Annotated in this window: 24 protein-coding genes; 21 read left to right on the top strand and 3 right to left on the bottom strand. The window is 41.5% G+C overall.

From position 1 onward, the window contains the following. Nucleotides 1-212: 212 nt before the first annotated feature. From GXP67_RS26645 to GXP67_RS26620, 6 genes are all read left to right on the top strand, one after another. Entirely contained in the window at nt 213-638 is a 426-nt protein-coding gene (locus tag GXP67_RS26645; RefSeq protein ID WP_162445944.1) for a DUF1801 domain-containing protein, read from the top strand. Between the two features lie 45 nt (nt 639-683). Then, nucleotides 684-929, top strand: coding sequence for a hypothetical protein (locus GXP67_RS26640; protein ID WP_162445943.1), 246 nt, complete (start codon nt 684-686; stop codon nt 927-929). Between the two features lie 48 nt (nt 930-977). Then, entirely contained in the window at nt 978-1547 is a 570-nt protein-coding gene (locus GXP67_RS26635; RefSeq protein WP_162445942.1) for a hypothetical protein, read from the top strand. Beyond that, nucleotides 1544-2134 (top strand): putative glycolipid-binding domain-containing protein, encoded by a 591-nt coding sequence (locus GXP67_RS26630; protein ID WP_162445941.1) that lies wholly within the window; start codon nt 1544-1546, stop codon nt 2132-2134. The genes GXP67_RS26635 and GXP67_RS26630 overlap by 4 nt, the downstream gene beginning before the upstream one ends. Before the next feature lie 74 nt (nt 2135-2208). Next, on the top strand, nt 2209-2628 hold the full coding sequence (locus GXP67_RS26625; RefSeq protein WP_162445940.1) for a hypothetical protein: 420 nt from the start codon (nt 2209-2211) through the stop codon (nt 2626-2628). A 63-nt stretch (nt 2629-2691) separates the two neighbouring features. After that, complete coding sequence (locus GXP67_RS26620; RefSeq protein ID WP_162445939.1) at nt 2692-3237, top strand: cysteine hydrolase family protein; 546 nt, start codon at nt 2692-2694, stop codon at nt 3235-3237. Nucleotides 3238-3293: 56 nt separating this feature from the next. Here the strand turns inward: GXP67_RS26620 and GXP67_RS26615 are convergent, their stop codons facing one another. Further along, entirely contained in the window at nt 3294-4286 is a 993-nt protein-coding gene (locus GXP67_RS26615) for a GlxA family transcriptional regulator (RefSeq protein WP_162445938.1), read from the bottom strand. Nucleotides 4287-4412: 126 nt separating this feature from the next. Between GXP67_RS26615 and GXP67_RS26610 the strand changes: the two genes are divergently transcribed. From GXP67_RS26610 to GXP67_RS26595, 4 genes are all read left to right on the top strand, one after another. Beyond that, nucleotides 4413-4925: a VOC family protein gene (locus GXP67_RS26610; protein ID WP_162445937.1), complete on the top strand. Its 513-nt coding sequence runs from the start codon at nt 4413-4415 to the stop codon at nt 4923-4925. A gap of 148 nt (nt 4926-5073) precedes the next feature. After that, a complete protein-coding gene (locus tag GXP67_RS26605) occupies nt 5074-5637 on the top strand; it encodes a dihydrofolate reductase family protein (protein ID WP_162445936.1) in 564 nt (187 codons plus the stop codon). Nucleotides 5638-5682: 45 nt separating this feature from the next. Beyond that, complete coding sequence (locus tag GXP67_RS26600; RefSeq protein WP_162445935.1) at nt 5683-6171, top strand: DinB family protein; 489 nt, start codon at nt 5683-5685, stop codon at nt 6169-6171. Between the two features lie 61 nt (nt 6172-6232). After that, the gene (locus GXP67_RS26595; protein WP_162445934.1) at nt 6233-6616 is read left to right on the top strand and encodes a VOC family protein; all 384 of its coding nucleotides are present in this window, start codon (nt 6233-6235) and stop codon (nt 6614-6616) included. Between the two features lie 132 nt (nt 6617-6748). On the opposite strand, the gene GXP67_RS26590 is transcribed toward GXP67_RS26595, so the two are convergent. Both GXP67_RS26590 and GXP67_RS26585 read right to left on the bottom strand, forming a co-directional pair. Next, entirely contained in the window at nt 6749-7366 is a 618-nt protein-coding gene (locus GXP67_RS26590) for an HAD family hydrolase (protein ID WP_197901568.1), read from the bottom strand. 4 nt (nt 7367-7370) lie between these two features. Continuing rightward, nucleotides 7371-7760, bottom strand: a complete 390-nt coding sequence (locus GXP67_RS26585; RefSeq protein ID WP_162445933.1) for a VOC family protein — start codon at nt 7758-7760, stop codon at nt 7371-7373. A 4-nt stretch (nt 7761-7764) separates the two neighbouring features. Between GXP67_RS26585 and GXP67_RS26580 the strand changes: the two genes are divergently transcribed. From GXP67_RS26580 to GXP67_RS26530, 11 genes are all read left to right on the top strand, one after another. Continuing rightward, nucleotides 7765-8790 carry an AraC family transcriptional regulator gene (locus GXP67_RS26580; protein ID WP_162445932.1) on the top strand — a complete coding sequence of 342 codons (1026 nt, stop codon included), beginning with the start codon at nt 7765-7767 and terminating at the stop codon, nt 8788-8790. Nucleotides 8791-8840: 50 nt separating this feature from the next. Continuing rightward, on the top strand, nt 8841-9803 hold the full coding sequence (locus tag GXP67_RS26575; protein ID WP_162445931.1) for a LuxR C-terminal-related transcriptional regulator: 963 nt from the start codon (nt 8841-8843) through the stop codon (nt 9801-9803). A 210-nt stretch (nt 9804-10013) separates the two neighbouring features. After that, nucleotides 10014-10724: an SDR family NAD(P)-dependent oxidoreductase gene (locus GXP67_RS26570; protein WP_162445930.1), complete on the top strand. Its 711-nt coding sequence runs from the start codon at nt 10014-10016 to the stop codon at nt 10722-10724. A 50-nt stretch (nt 10725-10774) separates the two neighbouring features. Further along, nucleotides 10775-11830, top strand: a complete 1056-nt coding sequence (locus GXP67_RS26565) for an S-adenosylmethionine:tRNA ribosyltransferase-isomerase (RefSeq protein WP_162445929.1) — start codon at nt 10775-10777, stop codon at nt 11828-11830. Nucleotides 11831-11868: 38 nt separating this feature from the next. After that, on the top strand, nt 11869-12105 hold the full coding sequence (locus tag GXP67_RS26560; RefSeq protein WP_162445928.1) for a hypothetical protein: 237 nt from the start codon (nt 11869-11871) through the stop codon (nt 12103-12105). A 133-nt stretch (nt 12106-12238) separates the two neighbouring features. Continuing rightward, nucleotides 12239-12556, top strand: a complete 318-nt coding sequence (locus GXP67_RS26555; protein WP_162445927.1) for an antibiotic biosynthesis monooxygenase family protein — start codon at nt 12239-12241, stop codon at nt 12554-12556. Between the two features lie 293 nt (nt 12557-12849). Then, complete coding sequence (locus GXP67_RS26550; protein WP_162445926.1) at nt 12850-13368, top strand: hypothetical protein; 519 nt, start codon at nt 12850-12852, stop codon at nt 13366-13368. A gap of 47 nt (nt 13369-13415) precedes the next feature. Further along, on the top strand, nt 13416-14951 hold the full coding sequence (locus GXP67_RS26545; protein ID WP_162445925.1) for a sulfatase family protein: 1536 nt from the start codon (nt 13416-13418) through the stop codon (nt 14949-14951). 189 nt (nt 14952-15140) lie between these two features. Next, on the top strand, nt 15141-19388 hold the full coding sequence (locus GXP67_RS26540) for a hybrid sensor histidine kinase/response regulator (RefSeq protein ID WP_162445924.1): 4248 nt from the start codon (nt 15141-15143) through the stop codon (nt 19386-19388). A gap of 54 nt (nt 19389-19442) precedes the next feature. Then, entirely contained in the window at nt 19443-19820 is a 378-nt protein-coding gene (locus tag GXP67_RS26535; protein WP_162445923.1) for a hypothetical protein, read from the top strand. Nucleotides 19821-20041: 221 nt separating this feature from the next. Then, nucleotides 20042-20632, top strand: coding sequence for a TetR/AcrR family transcriptional regulator (locus GXP67_RS26530; RefSeq protein ID WP_162445922.1), 591 nt, complete (start codon nt 20042-20044; stop codon nt 20630-20632). Nucleotide 20633 lies beyond the last annotated feature (1 nt).

Raw genomic sequence — 20633 nt, 5'->3', positions numbered from 1 at the left:
TAGCGGCATTCTATCGTATAAACCCCTAATTATTTAACAAATCTTAATAATACAGTCAATTTCCAGGAGGTTAATTCATTACCAGTAAGTATACATACTAGCTACGATTGTCTGGCGGTTAAAATAGTAAGACCAGCGTGGAAATATTCAAGTATTTTCACGCTGGTCTTATTATCTTTAGCAGGTCATTCCATTATCATCCGGGAAAACATATGAGCGAAAAAATAAAGCCTAAAAAACTAACCGGTCACCAGCAAGTGCTTACATTCTTACACCAGCTGGAGCATCCACTGAAACCGGAGATAGAAATGGTTCGAAGTATTATTCTAAATGCCAATGCCCAGCTAACGGAACATATCAAATGGAAAGCCCCTAGTTTCTGCTATCAGCACGACGACCGGATTACTTTTAACCTGCATGGCAACTCTTATTTCAGGCTTATCTTCCATTGCGGAGCAAAAGTAAAAGCCAGTACTTCAACAAGCCGGTTATTTGAAGATTCCACCGGCATTTTGGAATGGATAACAAATGACAGAGCGATAGCCACATTTGCGGACATGGAAGATGTAAGAAGCAAAGAAACAGCTTTGAAAGAAGTTGTACATAAATGGATCGCCTGCACAAGTGAACAAATATGAGATACTATTTTCTACATTAATTAGTCACCTTAGATCAACCTGTTTATGGAAACCATCTTTATACATCCTGACAAGGTAGTAGAAGTTTTCAAAACCAATGTCAATCAGGAATGGCAGGTACAGTTTATTATTGCTGCTCTAGAGAAATTATTGCCGGAAGCCAGAATTACTTTCGATCTGGATGATTGTGATAAAATCCTGCGAATTGAAGGGCAAGTTACCCTGATTAATATACACCAGATTATACAGGTGATTTCCGCTTTTGGCTACCATGCCGAAGTTCTCAGGTAAACATGGATTGGCTGATACCGTACAAATATTCAATAAGATCTATATATAATGAATCGAGGATGTTATCTAGGAAAAAGGGTACTTCTCATAGGAGCCAGTAAAAAGGTCCTAAACAGGTTAACGCTTGCCTTAAACAAATCGGGATTTGTGACTACCAGCAGCCAGTCCTATAATCAGCCGGAACAGATTTTCAGTGAATTTACAGCTACGGATTTCGATGTAATTGCCCTCGGACGTGGCGTGAGTAATACACATAAGGAAATGATTATAACTGCTTTCAGCGTGCAAAATCCGGCAATAGCAGTGGTAAAAGGACTTGCGCCGATTACAGAACTGCTGGTAGATCAGGTAAAACTTGCCTGTCTGCCAGCCATTTTTTCACTGGAAGAGGCTCAGGTAGATTCAGACAGCATTCGGGTTACCATCCCAACTGCTTGCCAGTTGAAGGTTACCCTCTATTATTTAAACTGGTTGTATCTATCGTATAGGAAAATCCTTCAGGATACCTATACCGGAGCAGGCATAGTGAACATTCCTTTATCCAGGCATACAGGTTTTATTTCCATCAGTCAGGATGGCGTAATTACGCATGTCATTCAACTTACCACAAAAAGATGAGGATACAGACAAATGTGCTATGGGCTGGCCGGGAATACCATTCGCTGGAAAACTGCCTGGTAACCACCACAGAAATAGGCACCCAGGTCGATTCAGTCATTGTGGGCACCTATGAGAATAAAATCTACCGGGTGGCATACCAGATTCAAACAAACCCCCAGTGGGAAACTGTATTTGCTGACATAAAAAGCCAGCATAGCAACCAAATACAGCATTTCCGTTTTGAAAGCGATGGCAAAGGCAACTGGACAAGCAATGGCAAATCAGCCCCAGAGTTTAGAGGGTGTATCGACATAGATATTCCATTAACACCTTTCACCAATACGTTACCTGTCAGGCGTTTGAAACTACCTGAGCAAACATCCCGGGAGATACAGGTGATCTACTTCGACTTACTGGCACAAGAAATAAAACCAGTCAGGCAAAAATATACCCGTCTTTCCGATACCACGTATCAGTACGAAAATATCCCGAATGATTTTGAAGCTGTTATTACCGTAGATGAACTGGGACTGGTGGTAGATTATCCGGAATTATTTGTCAGGACAGCCAGTCTGACAAGTACTTATCTTAATATGCCAGTTTAGTATTACCGCTTGGGAATAGCAGTATGAGCAGATTTGTAACAGGAAACAATTGAAATAATACCACAACCCACATTATGGCAAGATCAGTTTCAGAAAAAATGGGCATTAAACAGGGAATGAGTGCTATCTTCATTCACGCACCAGACGAAGCCATCCATGCCATTGATCCACCTATGCTTGAAGTTAAATCAACGCTTACCGGTGACTTCGATTACATACATTTGTTTGCAATCAATCAGGCTGTGTTTCATGAATATTTCCCAAAGTTGAAGCAGCATTTAAAACAAACCGGCATGCTTTGGGTTTCCTGGCCAAAAGCAAAACAGCTAAACACCGACCTCACACTGACAACGGTTATCAAAATTGGATATGATTACGGGCTAGTGGAAAGCACAACTATCAGTATCAATCCGGTCTGGTCTGCGATTAAGTTTACTCATCCTAAAAAAGGAAAAACGTATGCTAACAGTTACGGAAAACTAAGAACAGAATAACAGCTAATAAATATGAGGCTGTTTCCTGATAAGGAAATAGTAACTTACCAAAAAACACCCAACATGGAATCCCCTGCAAAAGCGCTTTTAATTATAGATATGCAAAAAGGTGCCTTTACCTCACATACGCCCAGATTCGAATCGGAGAGTGTGATCGAGAGGATTAACGAACTCATTGACATCTTCCGGAAAGCGGCCCATCCAATAATTTTTATCCAGCATGATGGCACCGCAGAAAATTATTTTATTCCGGGCACAACAGAATGGGAATTACTCTCAGAGCTGCATGTCAGTGAAAGAGATCTTATCATCTCTAAAACGGCTAATGATGCTTTTTACCAGACAGCATTAGAAAGCTATTTAAGAAAGAATAGGATCAACGAACTATTTATCACCGGCAGTGCTACAGATTTTTGCGTAGAATCTACGGTTCAATCTGCCTTAACCAAAGATTTTCAGGTAACCATTGTAAAAGATGCCCATACAACGGCTGACCGTCCACATATGAAAGCGGATCAAATTATTGAACATTACAACTGGATCTGGCAGAACCTGGCACCCACCAGAGGAATCGTAAAAGTGATAGATATGGAAACAGCATTGCCCTGACCGGTGGGCCGTAATTCAATGCTCCTCTCCCCTACAACCCGGCAGAAATCAGAAATTTATACCCTGGCATATTCTATTTTACTATACCCAAACTTCTGACGGTAATCTACCGGACTAATGCCTGCATATTTCTTAAACACCTCTCTGAATGCTTTGCCATCAGAATAGCCTACTTCGTACATTACCTCGTTCACTGTTTTACGGCCCATTTCAAGCTGCTTTTTAGCTGCTTCTATTCTCACCCGTTGCGTATATTCATTCACCGAATTACCAGTTGCCTTTTTAAATCTTCTCTCCAAAGTCCTGCGAATGGTGGCATGGGTGGCCGCTAGTTCGTCTACTGTGAATTTCTCCTCGAAATTGGTTTCTATATACTGCTGAACCTTTAAAACTACTTCATCATGATGGTCTTTCTGGCCATTAAACACCATAAAAGTTGCTTGTGAGCCTTTATCCAGATCTATCATAAATGCCTTGGCAATCTGAATGGCCAGCTCCTTGCCGCCAAATTTTTCTATCAGATAAAGAATAAGATTCGTAAATGCATAGGCACCACCGCTGGTATATACACCCCGGTCGTCCGTTATAAAGTTTTCATCCCGGATATCCAAAGAGGGAAAGCGGCTTTTCAGTTGTTGCGCATGCGCCCAATGGGTAGAACACACCTTTCCATTGAGAATACCAGCCTCAGCCACCAGGTAGATACCAATGCAGAAAGAAGCTACTTCTGCGCCATCGTTATATCTTTCTTTGATCCAACGCACCATGGCTTTATTTTCTTCCAGAACCGTGGTGATGTCGGCATGCACCGCAGGCACAATAATCAGGTCGCTTTGTGTCACTTCCTGCAATTTTCTGGTCGGATTGATCGTATACAAACCTTTATATTCCCTGGCCGGATCTTCATTCGATACAAGTTCTATTTCAAAGAGTTTTAAGCCCTTTTTCTGAAAGTATAAGTCATTTGCCGCTTCCAGAATCTGAAACGCCCCGGCAATATTTACAATGCTATAGTGCCCTTTGGGAATGAGAATAGAGACATGTTTCATGAGATCCTTTTTTACAAATATATATATTTTAATGTCGCAATCACCCTCCTACAATGTCGTATTTACACCAGTTGTTGCCGGAATTTATGGCCTACCTTTGTGATACAAACAAAATTAAAACAAACTATGGAACCTACAACCCAAAAAATGACCATTTGCTTATGGTATGATACGCAGGCCGAAGAAGCTGCCAGGTTTTATACATCTGTCTTCAAAAATTCCCAACTTGGGCGAATCAGCCGGTTTGGAACAGAGGGATTTGAATTCCATCATAAACCGGCAGGCACCGTAATGACGGTTGATTTTTCGATCAATGATATGCAATTTTTGGCATTAAACGGAGGCCCTGAATTCAAATTTAATGAGGCTGTATCTGTGATGATCTATTGCCAGACACAGGAGGAAATTGATAGCTACTGGCAAAAGCTTACCGATGGTGGGCAGGAAGGTCCTTGTGGCTGGTTAAAAGATAAGTTTGGTGTATCCTGGCAAATTGTACCGGCTATTTTACCTAAACTGCTCACTGACCCGGATTCTTCAAAAGCACAACGAGTGACCCATGCTTATTTGCGTATGAAGAAATTTGATATCGCCGCATTGGAGGCTGCTTATGAAAATGCTACACCGGCTGTAAAATAAGGTTGATCATGCTATTTTTCATTGGAATACCTGAACAGAGGAGCTATTGGCTGAAAAGGCTTCTACACAGCTCTTCCAATTGAGCACTCTTTCCCAAAATATTCTCTATACTTCACTAAACTTCTGATCCTGGCTCTATCCAAATAGTATGCGTACACTCAGTTCATTTACATTTATATCCCTCAATGGTTATTTTAAAGGAGAAAATGAAGATACCAGCTGGCACCGGCATGGAGACGAAGAAGGGAAATACTCGGAAGAATCCCTGCAATCGCAAAACGTTTTACTCTTTGGCCGGACTACCTATGAAATGATGCGCCATTTCTGGCCATCGGCGATGGCTGCCCAGCTGTTTCCGAAAGTAGCCGAAGGCATGAACAAGACAGAGAAAATTGTTTTTTCGAATACACTAAAAACGGCTGACTGGAACAATACCACCCTTATGCGCGGTAATATTGTGGAACAAATGAAACAGTTAAAAGAAACGCCAGGGAACGATTTAACCATTTTAGGCAGTGGAAGTATTGTCACGCAGTTTACAGAGGCAGGCCTCATCGACCATTATCAGATTATGATTGATCCGGTTGCTTTAGGCCGGGGAGAAACACTTTTTTCCGGGATACAACATAAGCTGGACCTAAAACTTACTTCTTCTAAAATATTCGAAAGCAGTGGTGTAATCCTGCTTTCATACGAGAGAATAAAGAGTTAAACAATTTATCCATTAGATTTTTTTTAGATACAACCATCCAACGCTATGAAGAATTTCCTGCTTTCCCAATTTGATCTGCATCAACGCTTATACAACCATGTGCTGGAAGATTTCCCGGATGAAGAAACAAACCAGCGGCTCTATGGGAATACCCAGATCAATCATGTAAAATATTTAGCCGGACATTTATTAAACTCACAATATGGCCTGGCACTCATGGCTGGCCTGAACCCGGAGGTAAAGTGGAATGAGTTGTTTGCCGTGATGGGGCAATCGGAAGCCAAAGATAATTTTCCTTACCCCACCATTGAAGAGATTAAAGCTGAATGGAATGGGCTTTACCAGCCACTCCGGCAGAACCTGGCAAAATTAACACCAGAAACGCTTACATATCCTCCTCCCAAACCCTTCAACCAAGTAGCTACCTCGTCCGGCGAATTGTGGGCATTTATCAACCATCATATTGCTTATCACATTGGCCAGATCGGAATATTAAGGAAGGGCTTTGGAAAAAAGCCGATGCGCTACGAGTAAGCAGAATAGTAGATTGATTAGATAAGCAAGATAAAAAAGTAAAAACGTAAACAGCTAACCTATGACGAATTCACTCACAAAAGCCTTTAGCGGCTTTTCCACCAACGACATCAACAAAGCCAAAGATTTTTATCAACATACGCTTGGCCTTACAGTAAAGGAGAACGAAATGGGACTTCTGGAATTACATACGGAAGGGAACCATCCCATCATTATCTATCAGAAACCTGATCATGTGCCTGCTACTTTTACGGTACTTAATTTTCCTGTGAATAGCATTGAAAAGGTGGTAGATGAATTGATAAAAAAGGGCATTACTTTCGAGCAATACAAGGGAGAGATTGCTACGGATGAAAAAGGCATTTGCCGGAGTGACAAAGGACCGAACATTGCCTGGTTCAAAGACCCGGCTGGGAACATTTTATCCGTATTGGAAGAAGTATAAATTTATCAATCAAAAAAATAGCCAGAAAGAAAAGGATAGGGCAGATATTCATTGCTCTATCCTAAAAGCTGTGCTTTAAACTTTAACATTCCGAAACCAGCTGCTCACTTTATTAATTACAAAGCATATGTTTTATAACAAGTTATACTGTTCTAACTCTTTCCGCATCTCATTGGCGCTCGTAAAGTGAATGGTATGAAAACCCAGTTCCTGTGCTGTCTGAATATTGGCTGCATTATCGTCAATAAAAACACACTGCCTGGATATTAATCCGAACCGGTTCAATAGCAGATGAAAAATTTCTTTATCCGGCTTGCCCATTTTCTCCCTTCCGGAAACCACAATACCATGAAGCCGATTTAAAAACTCAAAGCGTTCCTGTGCCACCGGAAATGTTTCGTGAGACCAGTTGGTGAGGCCATACACTGCATAATTGCGGGCTAATAATTCATCAAGCACAGCTATAGATCCGGGAATTTCTCCGGCTAACATCTCCGGCCAGCGTTCATAAAAAGCAACTACCTGATCTTTATAGGCTGGAAATTGCGCCTGAAGCAGTGTGACGGCTTCTGCAAACGGGCGGCCTTTGTCTTGCGCCAGATTCCAGTCGTTGGTACAAACTGTAGAAAGGAACCATTCCATTTCATGCTCCTTATCAAACATTTTTCTGTATAAATAACGGGGATTCCAGTCGATCAGCACACCCCCAAAATCAAAAATTACGGTATCTATGGTTATCTGGCTCATCATTCACTCAGGCTGATATTTCTACATAATTTCCTTCCGGGTCCAGTACCACACTCTCGTAATAGCCATCACCGGTCGTTCTTGGCTCACTTTCAATAGTATATCCATCGCTTCGTAATCTATCTGTAAGAGCGTCCACCCCTTGTTTATTCCCAATAGAAATGGCAAAATGGGCTACACCATGTAAAAAGCCTCTTTTGCCTGGATTTGGCTCTATATCCGGCCGGTGCATAATTTCCAGCCTCGTTTTGTCGCTGCCAAAATACAAAAAGTAAGATGTAAACTGTTTTCTGGGATTGATATATTTATCTCCGGCGCTTACATCAAAATAGGTCGTATAAAAATTCTTTATCTTTTCCAGGTCATGTACCCAGATAGCAAGGTGTTCGATCTTCATAAGTGTGCGAAATATATACACAAAAGTAGAAGTTGTAAACTTGTCAAACTATCGGCTGATTGATCAATACTTTTGCTCCATTGACTTATTTCAGGTATCGTTTGCTAAAATTGTGTTAATGTGGCAAATTTATCCGATGAAACTAAAACGGGAAAATATTCCTGCCAGCCAGGAAAGTTTTTTTAAGGTATCTACCCACGACAGAAGTAATCCCTGTCAGGTATTATGGCATTATCATCCCGAATGTGAACTGGTATATATTCCGGCAGGAAATGGCCGGCGGCAAGTCGGGCATCACATGAGCCAGTATACCAACGGCGATCTGGTACTGATAGGTCCGCATATTCCACACCTGAATTTCCACTATCAGGCACAGAGCGATTTTGAAGAAATCATTATTCAGTTCAGTAAAGAAACCCTGCTCAGTTCACTTTGCCTGTTTCCCGAATTCGCCGCTGTAGTAAGATGGCTGAATAAACTACAGACAGGAATAGCTTTCGGCGAGGAAACCAGAAAGCAACTGGATAAAAAACTACGGTCCCTGCTAACAATGGCTCCCCTGGACAAAACCCTCTCTATGCTGAAACTACTCCATACACTATCTACTGCTACAGACGGATTCCTGCTGGATTCTCCGGTAAAACTGCCTCACTACCAGTATTATGACGGTGAACGGATTAATAAGGTATATGGGTATATACAAGCCCATTATCAGCAGCCTATGGATATGGCAGCAGTAGTTGCCCTGACCGGTTTATCACAGGCGGCTTTTTGCCGGTTTTTCCGGAAAATGACAAATATGCGTTTTACAGATTTTGTAAATGAGTACCGCATCAACAAAGCCTGCCAGCTGCTCATGGAAGGCTGTCCGGTAATGCAGGCTGCCTATACAAGCGGTTTTAACGCCATTTCCCATTTTAATGTAAGCTTCCGGAAAAAGATGCAAATTACCCCTACCGCCTACCGCAATAAGTGGGTATCTGAACAGGAAAGAAAAGCGCAGTCTTTTCAGGGAGTATCGATCAATTAAACAATAAAAAGAGTACATCTCATCCGAAAATTTTTTCTTATTGAATCCAGATGCGTGACACCGAATATTTTTCTCACCTGTATGAAATTGCCAGTGACCTGAATAAGGAATTTTCCCTGCATGCGGCCCTGAGAAAAGCGCTGGAAAAAACCGTAAATCTGTTAAACCTGGAAACTGGCTGGATCTGGCTGGTGCAGGCAGATGTAAAGTCGGTATACCTGGCGGCTTCTTATAACCTCCCTCCTGCCCTGAGCGACCACCCGGAACGGCTTTCGGGATGGTGCTACTGTATTGAAAAATACCTGTCCGATCATATTGCCAAAGCCAGAAACATCAGTGAAATTTCATGCAGCCGACTCAAAAACATCAAAACTGGTACCAGGGAACTCAAGTTTCATGCGACGATACCGATAACAACCGGAGGTCAGAAAGTAGGACTCATTAATCTGGTAAGCAAAGAAATTCAGCAACTCAACGATACACAACTATCTATTCTCAATACCATTAGTGAACTGATCGGCATGGCCATTCAGCGAACCAGGTTGCAGGAATCCTATACCCATCCTCAGGCAACCAAAGATGCTACCATTCTGGAAGTGTTGAACCGGATACTAAGCCCAAGACTAGAAACCCTGATCATACATTTACAAGAAGCAATAGTAGTTACAGAAAAAACAGATATTTCCAGCGTACAGGAACATCTCCATGCTTCCTTAACAGAAGCAATAAACTTGCAGGAACAACTATTGCTCATTCTGCACGAATCCAGTGATCCTGCACAGAAATCCCCGGATAATCATTTAAAATATCCCGGCTCGCCCTTAACCAACCGTGAACTGGAATTATTGCTGCTGGTAAAAAAAGGGTTTACCAATAAGCAAATTGCCGATCAGTTATTTATTTCCGAACGTACGGTTAAATTCCACATGACCTCCATTATGTCCAAGCTATACGCCGGTACCCGTACCGAAGCCGTAGATATAGCGTTGAAACGTGGATTGTTAACAGCTTAACTTGTTTTTTCATCCAGGTATCTACAGTAAATTTGTGTTTTAAACAGACACCTGCACCATAGTGCAGGTGATGGCTGCTTCCTACTGCCTCTTATCTGACTCTGGAGTTATAATTCAGTACTATTGTACAGGTACATTTCTGGCCTTTAGGCCGTTTTTTAAGGCTATTGGTCTGTCCATCTTTGCATCGTTACAAACCGATACACAATCATGACGACAGATCAAAAAACTGCTCTTATTACGGGGGCATCTAAAGGCTTAGGATTTGCACTGGCAGAAAACCTGGCTCGTAAAGGATGGAAATTGCTGATCAATGCACGGGATGCCAGACAATTATTGTCCGCAAAAAATTTTCTGCAACGCTTTACCGAAGTAGTGGCCATATCAGGAGATGTGCGCGATGAAATCCATTTATGGCAACTGGCTGAAGCCTTAGCGCAACATCAATGGAAAGTAGACCTGGTAGTGAATAATGCCTCTACGCTCGGTGTTTCTCCCCTGCAACCTTTATTAAGCCATCCAGTAGATAACCTGCATCTGGTGTTTCATACTAATCTGATCGCACCGGTTTCGCTTTTGCAAAAAGTGCAATCTTATCTCAAGGATGGAGCTACCATTGTTAATGTAAGCAGCGATGCCGGTGCTGAGGCGTATGAGAAATGGGGCGCCTATGGAGGCAGCAAAGCTGGCTTAGACCACCTGACAGCCATCCTGGGAAAAGAAAATCCACAGTTTCATTTCTATGCCTTTGATCCCGGAGATATGCGAACCGATATGCACCAGGCTGCTTTTCCCGGAGAAGACATTTCAGACCGGCCTACACCTACAGAATATGCGGTTCCGGCTATTCTCCACCTTGTTAAAGGCACCTTGCCCAATGGCCGCTACACCCCGCAGCTTCTCAAATTACAGCAAGCATAAACCAAAGCCCCTGCTACTCGAAAAAAGCTCTTTTCACTTAAATCATCTGTATGCAAACACTAAGTAATCATATTATACAATTCGACCTGCCTGAACACCTCTCCTGCCCTCAACCTACCGAGGAACGGGAATTATTACGGGATGAAGTCCGCTTACTGGTCACTACTGGTTCGGGGAAGATCAGTCACGGCCTGTTCCATAATATATCTGACTATATAAACCCTGGCGATGTGCTGGTGGTAAATACTTCTGCAACCATTCCCTCAGCACTGGCAGTAACGCTGCCTGATGGCAGTGAAGGCGTGATACATCTAAGCAACCAGATCAATGCCCAGCAGTGGCTCATAGAAATAAGATCGATCCGGGGTAATAAAACCGTACGATGGAAAGCCGGAGAACCAGGAATGGTATTTCGCTTACCAGGTGATGCCAGTATTACGGTGGATGAACGGTTTTATGCTAATAAGCAATTACTGGATCTATGGTTGGCAACCCTACGACTTTCCCAGCCAGTAGAAGATTATCTGGCAGCACATGCGTTTCCCATTCAGTATGAAAAAATCAATCACCGCTATCCATTGGCCTATTACCAGACGTTCTTTTCTTTTCATCCGGGTAGTGCAGAAATGCCCTCAGCCGGCCGGGGATTTACGTCTCAGGTGGTAGATAAGTTGCTAGAAAAAGGAGTGGTGTTTGCACCTGTTCTCTTGCATACGGGCGTATCCAGCCTGGAAGAAAATGAGGCACCTTATCCGGAATATATGGAGATCAGTCCCATTTCGGCTGCTATTATTAATGCTGCAAAAAGCCGGGGAAACCGCATTATTGCCGTGGGCACTACTGCCATACGAGCCATTGAGAGTGCCGCCGGTACAGATGGAATGTTGAGGCCATACCGGGGAAACACCAGTTTGTTTATTGATGAAAACTACTCTCTGAAAATAACAGATGCCCTGCTTACCGGCTTTCATGAACCAAGAGCTTCTCATCTGCACATGCTACAGGCACTGGCAGGTATGGATCACCTGGAACTTGCCTACCAAGCAGCTATTGCGGCCGACTATTACTGGCATCAGTTCGGAGACCTGCACCTGATTTTACCTTAACACAATATCTAATAATCTTTAACCTCTACATCATAACTATGTTGCCTACGATACGTGCCGACGTGCTGGTTTTTAAAACCAACCTCCGGCTCAAAAAAGACCTGAAGCGGATCTCCGCCAATATCAGCAAAGAGCCCAGAATAAAACTGTGGCATGTAGATACAGCAGATACAGATAAGGTGTTGAGAATCGAAGCGGTAGACATAAGTGCTACTGATATTATTCAACTCATAGAACAGGCCGGCTATCAATGCGCAGAACTACCAGATGAGTGATATGCCATAAATATTATCTCACCACTGTTTGCTGCCAGGTATTAGCAGTTTGTAGCCGATCAATACTGTATCAGATAAATCATTAACACTTTATATACCTATACATCCTAACTTTTACATACATTTCACATTTATGAATCAACTCATCTTAATTGACCAATTCGTAGTACCCTCACAATCCAGGAAACAGTTTATCGAAAGAATGCAGATCAACAGAAGTTTTATAAAAACACAGCCGGGATTTATCAATGATATGGCCTATGAGCAAACCACAGAAAATGGCGAATACAAATTTATTGCCCTGGCCATCTGGGAGAACGAAGAGTCATTTATGCAGGCGAAAAAGGCTGTAGCAGCATTATATCAACAACAGGGATTTAACCTTCCCGAAATGCTGAATACCTTACAAATCCGCATGGATAGAGGGGTTTATTCGCCCCTGAGCAACTGATCTATGAAATAAAGATTGTAAGAATTATTGTTTGGCTTTTCGAATGAAACAACCTATAAATGGTTTTAAAAGTATGAATAATTTGGTAATTTAAATGTGAATGCATGTTTGAGAAGAATTACACCTTGAAATAATAGTGCTGAGATTGTTATTCCATCATTTTCACTTATTTTTAAAGCTATTTGCATAGAAAGCAGCAGGATATCTTTGTTGCCTAATACTGGTTCATTACTGTTCCAGCTATAGTGTTTCTGCTTTAGACATTTAACAATCTTTATACACTACACATTTGTATGCTATCCTATGAAGTAGGGCAAGTATTGCCATCTTTTTTCTCTCCGGGCCATGAGTTATGCCGGTCGAGTTTTACTGCTGCATTTTTCGACCTGATTTACTGGATACCTACTTATGAAACAGAAAACATTTACCGCTGGCAGCATGCACAGCTGGAATATGGGGTGTATATCGCTAACCATATTCCTTTTTTTCTGCTCACGTTTCCGGCAGAGAACTGGAGTGTAGATGTTAGCCTCAATATCTATTCTATGCAAGCTGAATTAATCGCAGAGTGGCTTACTGAAAAGGGAAATAGCCTTACCATGCTTTTATGCGACTGCTATAGCAATATATTGCTCGATATACGGAAAACGCAGATCGCTCCGGCACATGCCAGAATTATCCGTGAAACTCTGGCAGAACAAAAGCAAGCGTATACTGATGCCTTTCAGGTGCAAAAAATGATAGAAAATACGATGCATGCTATGTCCACAGAGGATATGATTAAAAAGAGCACGATGTATAAATTACGCTGATAGTCTTATCTATTCCAGGCAGCGTAGAATCATTTAAGTTTAAGAAAATGCCCTTACCTATACATGCAAATCCTGTGAAACAAACCGGAAGAACGGAATATAAGCAGCATTTTACCAGAACTATCAACTGCTTCATTTATACCTTTTTCTTATTCCTCTTACCGCCTATTGTAAGTTTTGCACAAACAGGCAAACCTGCAGGAAAACCTAATATCGTTTTAATAGTTGCTGACGATCATGGAACGGATGCCCTGGGTTGTTATGGAAACCGGGTAATTAAAACTCCTCATTTAGATCAGCTGGCTGCGGAAGGTGTCCGCTTTACGAATGCATTTTGCACGGCTGCCAGTTGCAGTCCGAGCCGTACCGTAATTCTATCAGGGATGCATAATCATGCCAATGGCATGTATGGACTTGAGCATAGTTTTCACCATTTCAATTCATTTGCCAGCATTGAAAGCCTGCCGGTATTACTTGCCAAAGCAGGCTACCAAACGGCCAGAGTAGGCAAATTTCACGTAGGTCCAGAGCAGGTATACGCCTTTCAAAAAGTATTATCCTCCGGAAAAGCCAATGATCCGGCTTCCTTAGGACGCAATCCGGTGCAAATGGCCGAACTAAGCAAATCTTTTATTACCAGTATCAATCAGCCTTTCTTCCTCTATTTTGCTACAGATGATCCTCACCGGTCTAATAAAGTATTGCCCAATGGAGAGCCGGATTTTAATACCGGTACAGCACCTAATCCATTTGGCAACAGGCAGGAAGGATATGCTGGTATAAAAGAAGTTAGTTACCAGCCTGCACAAGTAGCTGTACCCTCCTTTTTGCCTGATACCAGGGAAAGCCGGGCGGAATTAGCGCAATATTACCAGGCTGTTTCCAGGATAGACCAAGGGGTAGGTAAGTTAATAGAATACCTGAAAGCATCAGGTAAATATGAAAATACAGTAATTATATACATATCCGATAACGGGATTGCATTTCCAGGTGCAAAAACTACCTTATATGATGCCGGAATAAAGCTTCCCTGTATTGTTCGCAGTCCGACTACACTGAAGAAAGGAATGGTACAGCAGGGTATGATTTCCTGGACAGATATTACACCTACCATTTTAGAGTTTGCCGGTGCCTTGCCAGCGCAGGCCGCTTTTCATGGCCGCTCCTTTAAAAAACTGCTCGAAGAGGAAACTGTACCTGGCTGGGATGAGGTGTATGCTTCCCATTCCCTGCATGAAATTACCATGTACTATCCGATGCGGGCAGTAAGGACCAGGAAATACAAACTGATCTATAATATTGCTCACCAGCTTCCTTTTCCTTTGGCACTTGATCTGGTAAAATCATTCACCTGGCAAGGGATTATGCGATCGAAAACGAAACAGTATGGCAAAAGAACAATAGATGCATTTTTGAACCGGCCTAAGTTTGAACTATATGACCTGGAAAAAGACCCGGATGAAATCCAGAATCTGGCAAACAGCCCGGCACATCAAGATGTTTTTACACAACTACTCGGGAAGCTTAAACATTTTCAGCAGCAAACCCATGACCCCTGGATTCACAAATGGGAATATGAATAACCCGCCCTATGGTAGCCTACATAAAAAGTACTATCTATCATTAGAAAAACATAATTTACCACCTTGCCTCTTACATATGTAGCTTTCCTTGTTATATTTATGCTATTCCCGGCTTATACTATTATATATTGCTACACTGGCAATAATGCTTCTGATTCATAAGAATTGGCTATTTTTTAATTGTAGTGTATGCAATCTTTATACTTCCGGCCGTTTTTTATACATATTCTGCTTTCTGTTACCATCATTCTATTTACTATTTCCTCGGCTTTTGCCCAATCTTCCCGGCAGCAGTTTAAATATATTACCAGTAATGAAGGGCTTTCACATAATAATGTCACCTGTATTTTACAAGACAGCCAGGGCTTTATGTGGTTTGGCACTTTCGATGGCCTTAACAAGTACGATGGATATACCTTTACAGTCTACCGGAATAATCCTGAGAACCCACATAGTTTAAGTGAAAATTATATCTGGACTGTTTTTGAAGATAAACAAGGAAGAATCTGGGCAGGAACCAATGATGGCGGCTTAAGCCTCTACAACCGCGAGCAGGACAACTTCACCAATTATCAGTACAACAAAAACAATAAACATAGTATTAGCCATAATAATGTACGGGCTATAGGCCAGGACAAAGATGGAAATATTATCGTTGGCACCTATGGGGGCGGACTCAACATTTTCAACCCGGCTACCCAGGTTTTTACTCATTACAAACACAACCCTCAAAATAAATCAAGCCTGAGCAGTGATTATGTAACCACTCTAAAAATTGACAGCAAGCAAAACATCTGGATAGGCACAACCAATGGATTAAATCTATTTAATGCCGTAAACAAAACATTTACAGGCTACCATAATAATCTTTTTGATACTACTACTATCAGCCATAATGACATCCGGGTAATTTATGAAGACAAACAAGGAACACTATGGCTTGGAACGGAAGGAGGCGGATTAAATAAATTTAACCAGTTGGCAAACACGTTTATCCGGTATCAGCACACTTCTACTCAGCCTAAGGGAATCAGCCATAATGATGTTATTTCCATGGAGGAAGACTGGAAAGGGGATCTCTGGGTGGGCACCCGCAACGGCGGCATCAATGTACTCAATAAGACCACAAATACTTTTTATTATCACACACATCAGGAAGGCAGCCAGGAAGGGTTAAATAACGGTTCTGTTTATTGTATCTATAAAGACAACATAGATAATATGTGGGTAGGTACGTATAGCGGGGGAATAAACCTGTTGTATAAACAATCGCAAAAGTTTACCCACTACAAAAACGACATCCATAACCCGAATAGTCTTACAAATAATAATGTACTTTCCTTATATGAAAATGCTGATGGCATGATATGGATCGGAACCGATGGCGGAGGCTTAAATCTATGGAACAGAGAAAAAAATACATTTATCTCACGTACGCATAGTGATCAACTTCCAACCTCTATCGGAAGCAACTATGTATTAGCTATTTATCAGGATAAAGACAATACGCTATGGCTTGGCAATTTTAAAGGTGGATTATCTCTGTTCAATGCCAGGAATAATAATTTTACTACTATCAATGCCGGTAGTAAGCTGAAGAACTTTAGAGAGGAAAGCATCAGTGTGATTATCCAGGATAAAAAACGGTATGTCTGGATAGGCACCATAGATAATGGATTGATCCGCTATGATAGAACAACGCATACTTTTACGCAATTCAGATCAGAGGACATTTCTTCCGGAAGTATAAGTCATAATTCTATCCTTTCTTTATTCATTGATGGCAAAGATAACTTATGGGTAGGCACCGCAGTAGGTCTGAATCTGTATGATGAGAAAAGCCAGTCATTTACCCGTTTTTTACACGATAGGAGGAATAGTAAAAGTTTAAGTAATAACCTGGTCAATACGATTTATGAAGACAGTAGCCATCGCCTGTGGATTGGTACCAACGGAGGGCTTAATCTTTTCGATTCAATTACTAATTCCTTTACCAGTTTTAAAGAAACGCAGGGCCTGCCCAGTGGTGTTATCCAATGTATTTTAGAAGATAATTCCAGAAATCTCTGGCTCAGCACAAACAAAGGCTTATCGAAGTTTACCCCTGCTACTTATTCCTTCAGAAACTATGGAATCAGTGATGGAGTGCAAGGCAATTCGTTTAACCGGTCAGCTGGCTATAAACTCAAAAATGGAGAGATGCTATTTGGCGGACAAAATGGGTTTAATATTTTTCATCCGGATAGCCTTCAAGACAACAAGTTTGTTCCGCCGGTCTATATTACTGGCTTCCAGCTTTTTAACAAATCAGTAGAAGTAGGCGATAATAGTCCTTTGAAGCAACACATCAGCACAGCCAAAGAGATAACACTTGCCTATGAGCATTATGTTTTCTCTTTTGAGTTTTCGGCCCTCAATTTTATATTACCTGAGAAAAACCAGTATGCTTACCAATTAGAAGGGTTCGACCAGGAATGGAATTATGTAGGCAACAAGCGCACCACCACGTATACCCATTTAGATCCTGGTGAGTATGTTTTCAAAGTGAAAGCTTCCAATAACGACGGCATCTGGAATACAACACCTGCCAGTATCAAAATCAATATTATTCCTCCCTTCTGGATGACGTGGTGGTTTAAAAGCATGATCATTCTGCTTATTACCGGTAGTATTATAAGTTTCAACTGGGTCAGGCTTCGTAATATAAATACACAGAAAAAAGAATTAGCCAGACAGGTACATGAACGGACGGCTGAAGTGATCCTGCAAAAAGAGGAACTACAGATACAAGCACAGTTTTTAGAAGAAATAAACCTGGCACTGGTTGCTCAGAAAGAATATGAGCAGCAAGCCCGGCAGGAAGCAGAACAAGCCCGTAAAGCAGCTGAATCGGCTAATCAGGCTAAAAGTGTTTTTCTGGCCAATATGAGCCATGAGATCCGTACGCCTATGAATGGAGTTATCGGAATGGCTGCCTTGCTTTCTGAAACGGCTTTAACGGATGAGCAACTGGAATATACCCAAACCATACATAGTTGCGGAGAAAACCTGTTAGGCGTTATTAACGATATCCTGGACTATTCTAAAATAGAATCAGGTAACCTGGAGCTGGAGCAGCAACAAGTAAATATACGCCATTGTATCGAACAGGTACTAGACATGTTTGCCGGCAAAGCGGCTCAGACAGGTGTAGACCTGTTATACCAGATAGAAAATAATGTTCCTGCCACCTTTATCGGAGACAGCCTGCGGGTACGCCAGGTATTAGTAAATCTGGTAGGAAATGCCATCAAATTCACGGAGAAAGGAGAAATTCTGGTAAAAGTAAGCCTATCCGAAGAGAAGAATGAGGAGCCACTCACCCTGGCTTTTCAGGTGAGCGATACTGGTATTGGTATTGCAGAAGATAAGGTTTCACGCTTGTTTAAAGCATTTTCCCAGGTAGATTCTTCTACCACCCGTAAATATGGAGGCACCGGACTTGGACTTGCCATTTGTGCAAGATTAGTTGAATTAATGAAGGGGCAAATCGGGGTAGAAAGCCAGATGGGTAAAGGAACCACTTTTCACTTTACTATTCAAACCAGTATAGTTTCATCGGCTCCGGTTTCTGGTATATTGCCCTCTGTATCAGAACTGGAAGGTAAACGGATATTGATTGTAGATGATAATATAACCAGTTTAAACCTTCTGAAAACCCAGCTTGACCAATGGAAGATAGAGACATTTACATCCTCTGGCGGCAAAGAAGCACTTCAACTATTGTCGCAAACAGCGGTTGACTTAGTAATGACAGATAAGAACATGCCTGCGATGGATGGGATTTTGCTAGCAAAAGCGATTGAAATAAACCATGAACGGCTTCCTGTTGTATTACTCAATTCCTTTGGAGATGAAAGTTATAAAAAGTACCCTCAATTATTTGCGGGTGTTTTGAATAAGCCTGTCAAACAGGAAGGGCTTTATAAACTTATTCTCCATCAGTTTGCCCCACAAAATCAGGAATTTACGCCCGTTAAACAACAGGTTCTGTCTACAGAGTTTTCACTTAAAAATCCGCTCCGTATTCTGGTTGCCGAAGATAATGAGGTGAATCAGTTAATAATCAAAAGAATCCTGACAAAACTTGGCTATCAGGTGGCTATTGTAAATAATGGGATTGAAGTCCTACAGAAAATAGCAAATGAAACTTTTGATGTGATTCTGATGGATGTACAAATGCCGGAAATGGATGGCTTAGAAACGACCAGAGCGGTTCGCAGCCAGGCAATACAGCAGCCGGTTATTATTGCATTAACCGCCAATGCTATGCAGGGAGATAGAGAACTATGTTTGCAGGCAGGAATGGATGATTATATCAGTAAGGCTATTAACCTGGAAGATTTGAAGAATTGTCTGGTGAAAGCAACCGTAACGCTGCAAGAGACGAAAACTTAAAAATGGTTACAGCAGTCAATTTGCCTGGTTTATCCTAGTATTAGCGGAAAATAAATGAAAAAGTATCTAGGAATTGCATTATTGTGTTTTGTGGCTATGAGTTCTTATAGCCAATGTCCGTCAACAGTCTATGTTCGGGATTTAGGAAAATATGCCAGAGTGGAACGTTGTCAGAAGGATAAAGGAGAAGCCATCAATATGGTGATTAGTTTTCATACCGAAGAAACCTATAATTATGGCAAGTGGCGGAGTTACTATGCCAATGGAGCGCCAAGAGAAGAAGGTTTTATCACGTTAGAATTCTTAATGAATACTAAAATGAGGCAACCTGGTTATCTGGGCTATAAATCCAAACCCTATGTAGAAAAACGAGTAGGCAAATGGATATATTGGGACACGAAAGGTAATCAAACTGTAGAGTTCTATCAATAAAAAATCATTCGCTCATACTTAAATCATCAACAACCCCACCGCCAAACCTGCAATCTTAACACAAGAAAGAGTTTATGAGCCGTTAGCAATCAAATGAAGAATCATATTTGGCTTATAGTGATGTTGATGGAATGCACTACTATTGATTCATCTTTTATAGAGGGTAAATAATTTTAAGGCATCACCTATTGACTTTTAGATACCGATTGGTATCTTTGTTCATGCGTAATCCAGAGGCTACCAAGGAAATGATTTTGAAGCAATCAGGCATCCTGTTTAACACACAAGGATACAAAGCCACATCTATTAGTAACATTACGGATGCCACTGGATTGACTAAAGGAGCGATTTATAAGCATTTCAGCAACAAAACAGAACTTGAACAGCAAACGCTGGCTTATTTATCTGGACTAATCTCTACTAAATTGCGTGAGATTATCAGGAATGAAAAAACAGCCGGCGATAAACTCCGTGCTATTTTTTCTTTTTTTGAAACCTATATTACCAAGCCTCCTTTAAAAGGCGGTTGTCCTTTACTGAATGCGGCTACTGAGGCGGATGATGCACTTCCTGCTTTACGGAAGGAAGCCCATAAAATGCTTACTACCCTCCGCCAGTCTGTGGTGCATATCCTGGAAAAAGGCATCGAACACAAACAAATCAAGGCTGATACAGATACCGTTTTTTATGCTTCCTTAATCATTGCCGGACTTGAAGGAGGAATTATGATGAGTAAACTGGAAGGCAATAATGATGATATTGTCAAAATGACTAAACATCTGAATAAACAGTTGATTGAAATAGAAATATAAT

The organism is Rhodocytophaga rosea (assembly GCF_010119975.1).
In the GTDB taxonomy this organism is placed as follows: domain Bacteria; phylum Bacteroidota; class Bacteroidia; order Cytophagales; family 172606-1; genus Rhodocytophaga; species Rhodocytophaga rosea.
Note: the sequence above shows the minus strand (reverse complement) of the source record. Positions and strands in the feature narration are given on the sequence as shown.

Coding starts and splice junctions, on each gene's coding strand:
- GXP67_RS26610 (WP_162445937.1), top strand. CDS start 4,413: ATGGAACCTACAACCCAAAAAATGACCATTTGCTTATGGTATGATACG.
- GXP67_RS26630 (WP_162445941.1), top strand. CDS start 1,544: ATGAGGATACAGACAAATGTGCTATGGGCTGGCCGGGAATACCATTCG.
- GXP67_RS26640 (WP_162445943.1), top strand. CDS start 684: ATGGAAACCATCTTTATACATCCTGACAAGGTAGTAGAAGTTTTCAAA.
- GXP67_RS26590 (WP_197901568.1), bottom strand. CDS start 7,366: ATGATGAGCCAGATAACCATAGATACCGTAATTTTTGATTTTGGGGGT.
- GXP67_RS26560 (WP_162445928.1), top strand. CDS start 11,869: ATGTTGCCTACGATACGTGCCGACGTGCTGGTTTTTAAAACCAACCTC.
- GXP67_RS26645 (WP_162445944.1), top strand. CDS start 213: ATGAGCGAAAAAATAAAGCCTAAAAAACTAACCGGTCACCAGCAAGTG.
- GXP67_RS26620 (WP_162445939.1), top strand. CDS start 2,692: ATGGAATCCCCTGCAAAAGCGCTTTTAATTATAGATATGCAAAAAGGT.
- GXP67_RS26550 (WP_162445926.1), top strand. CDS start 12,850: ATGCTATCCTATGAAGTAGGGCAAGTATTGCCATCTTTTTTCTCTCCG.
- GXP67_RS26595 (WP_162445934.1), top strand. CDS start 6,233: ATGACGAATTCACTCACAAAAGCCTTTAGCGGCTTTTCCACCAACGAC.
- GXP67_RS26545 (WP_162445925.1), top strand. CDS start 13,416: ATGCCCTTACCTATACATGCAAATCCTGTGAAACAAACCGGAAGAACG.
- GXP67_RS26600 (WP_162445935.1), top strand. CDS start 5,683: ATGAAGAATTTCCTGCTTTCCCAATTTGATCTGCATCAACGCTTATAC.
- GXP67_RS26565 (WP_162445929.1), top strand. CDS start 10,775: ATGCAAACACTAAGTAATCATATTATACAATTCGACCTGCCTGAACAC.
- GXP67_RS26540 (WP_162445924.1), top strand. CDS start 15,141: ATGCAATCTTTATACTTCCGGCCGTTTTTTATACATATTCTGCTTTCT.
- GXP67_RS26555 (WP_162445927.1), top strand. CDS start 12,239: ATGAATCAACTCATCTTAATTGACCAATTCGTAGTACCCTCACAATCC.
- GXP67_RS26605 (WP_162445936.1), top strand. CDS start 5,074: ATGCGTACACTCAGTTCATTTACATTTATATCCCTCAATGGTTATTTT.
- GXP67_RS26585 (WP_162445933.1), bottom strand. CDS start 7,760: ATGAAGATCGAACACCTTGCTATCTGGGTACATGACCTGGAAAAGATA.
- GXP67_RS26635 (WP_162445942.1), top strand. CDS start 978: ATGAATCGAGGATGTTATCTAGGAAAAAGGGTACTTCTCATAGGAGCC.
- GXP67_RS26575 (WP_162445931.1), top strand. CDS start 8,841: ATGCGTGACACCGAATATTTTTCTCACCTGTATGAAATTGCCAGTGAC.
- GXP67_RS26535 (WP_162445923.1), top strand. CDS start 19,443: ATGAAAAAGTATCTAGGAATTGCATTATTGTGTTTTGTGGCTATGAGT.
- GXP67_RS26530 (WP_162445922.1), top strand. CDS start 20,042: ATGCGTAATCCAGAGGCTACCAAGGAAATGATTTTGAAGCAATCAGGC.
- GXP67_RS26625 (WP_162445940.1), top strand. CDS start 2,209: ATGGCAAGATCAGTTTCAGAAAAAATGGGCATTAAACAGGGAATGAGT.
- GXP67_RS26615 (WP_162445938.1), bottom strand. CDS start 4,286: ATGAAACATGTCTCTATTCTCATTCCCAAAGGGCACTATAGCATTGTA.
- GXP67_RS26570 (WP_162445930.1), top strand. CDS start 10,014: ATGACGACAGATCAAAAAACTGCTCTTATTACGGGGGCATCTAAAGGC.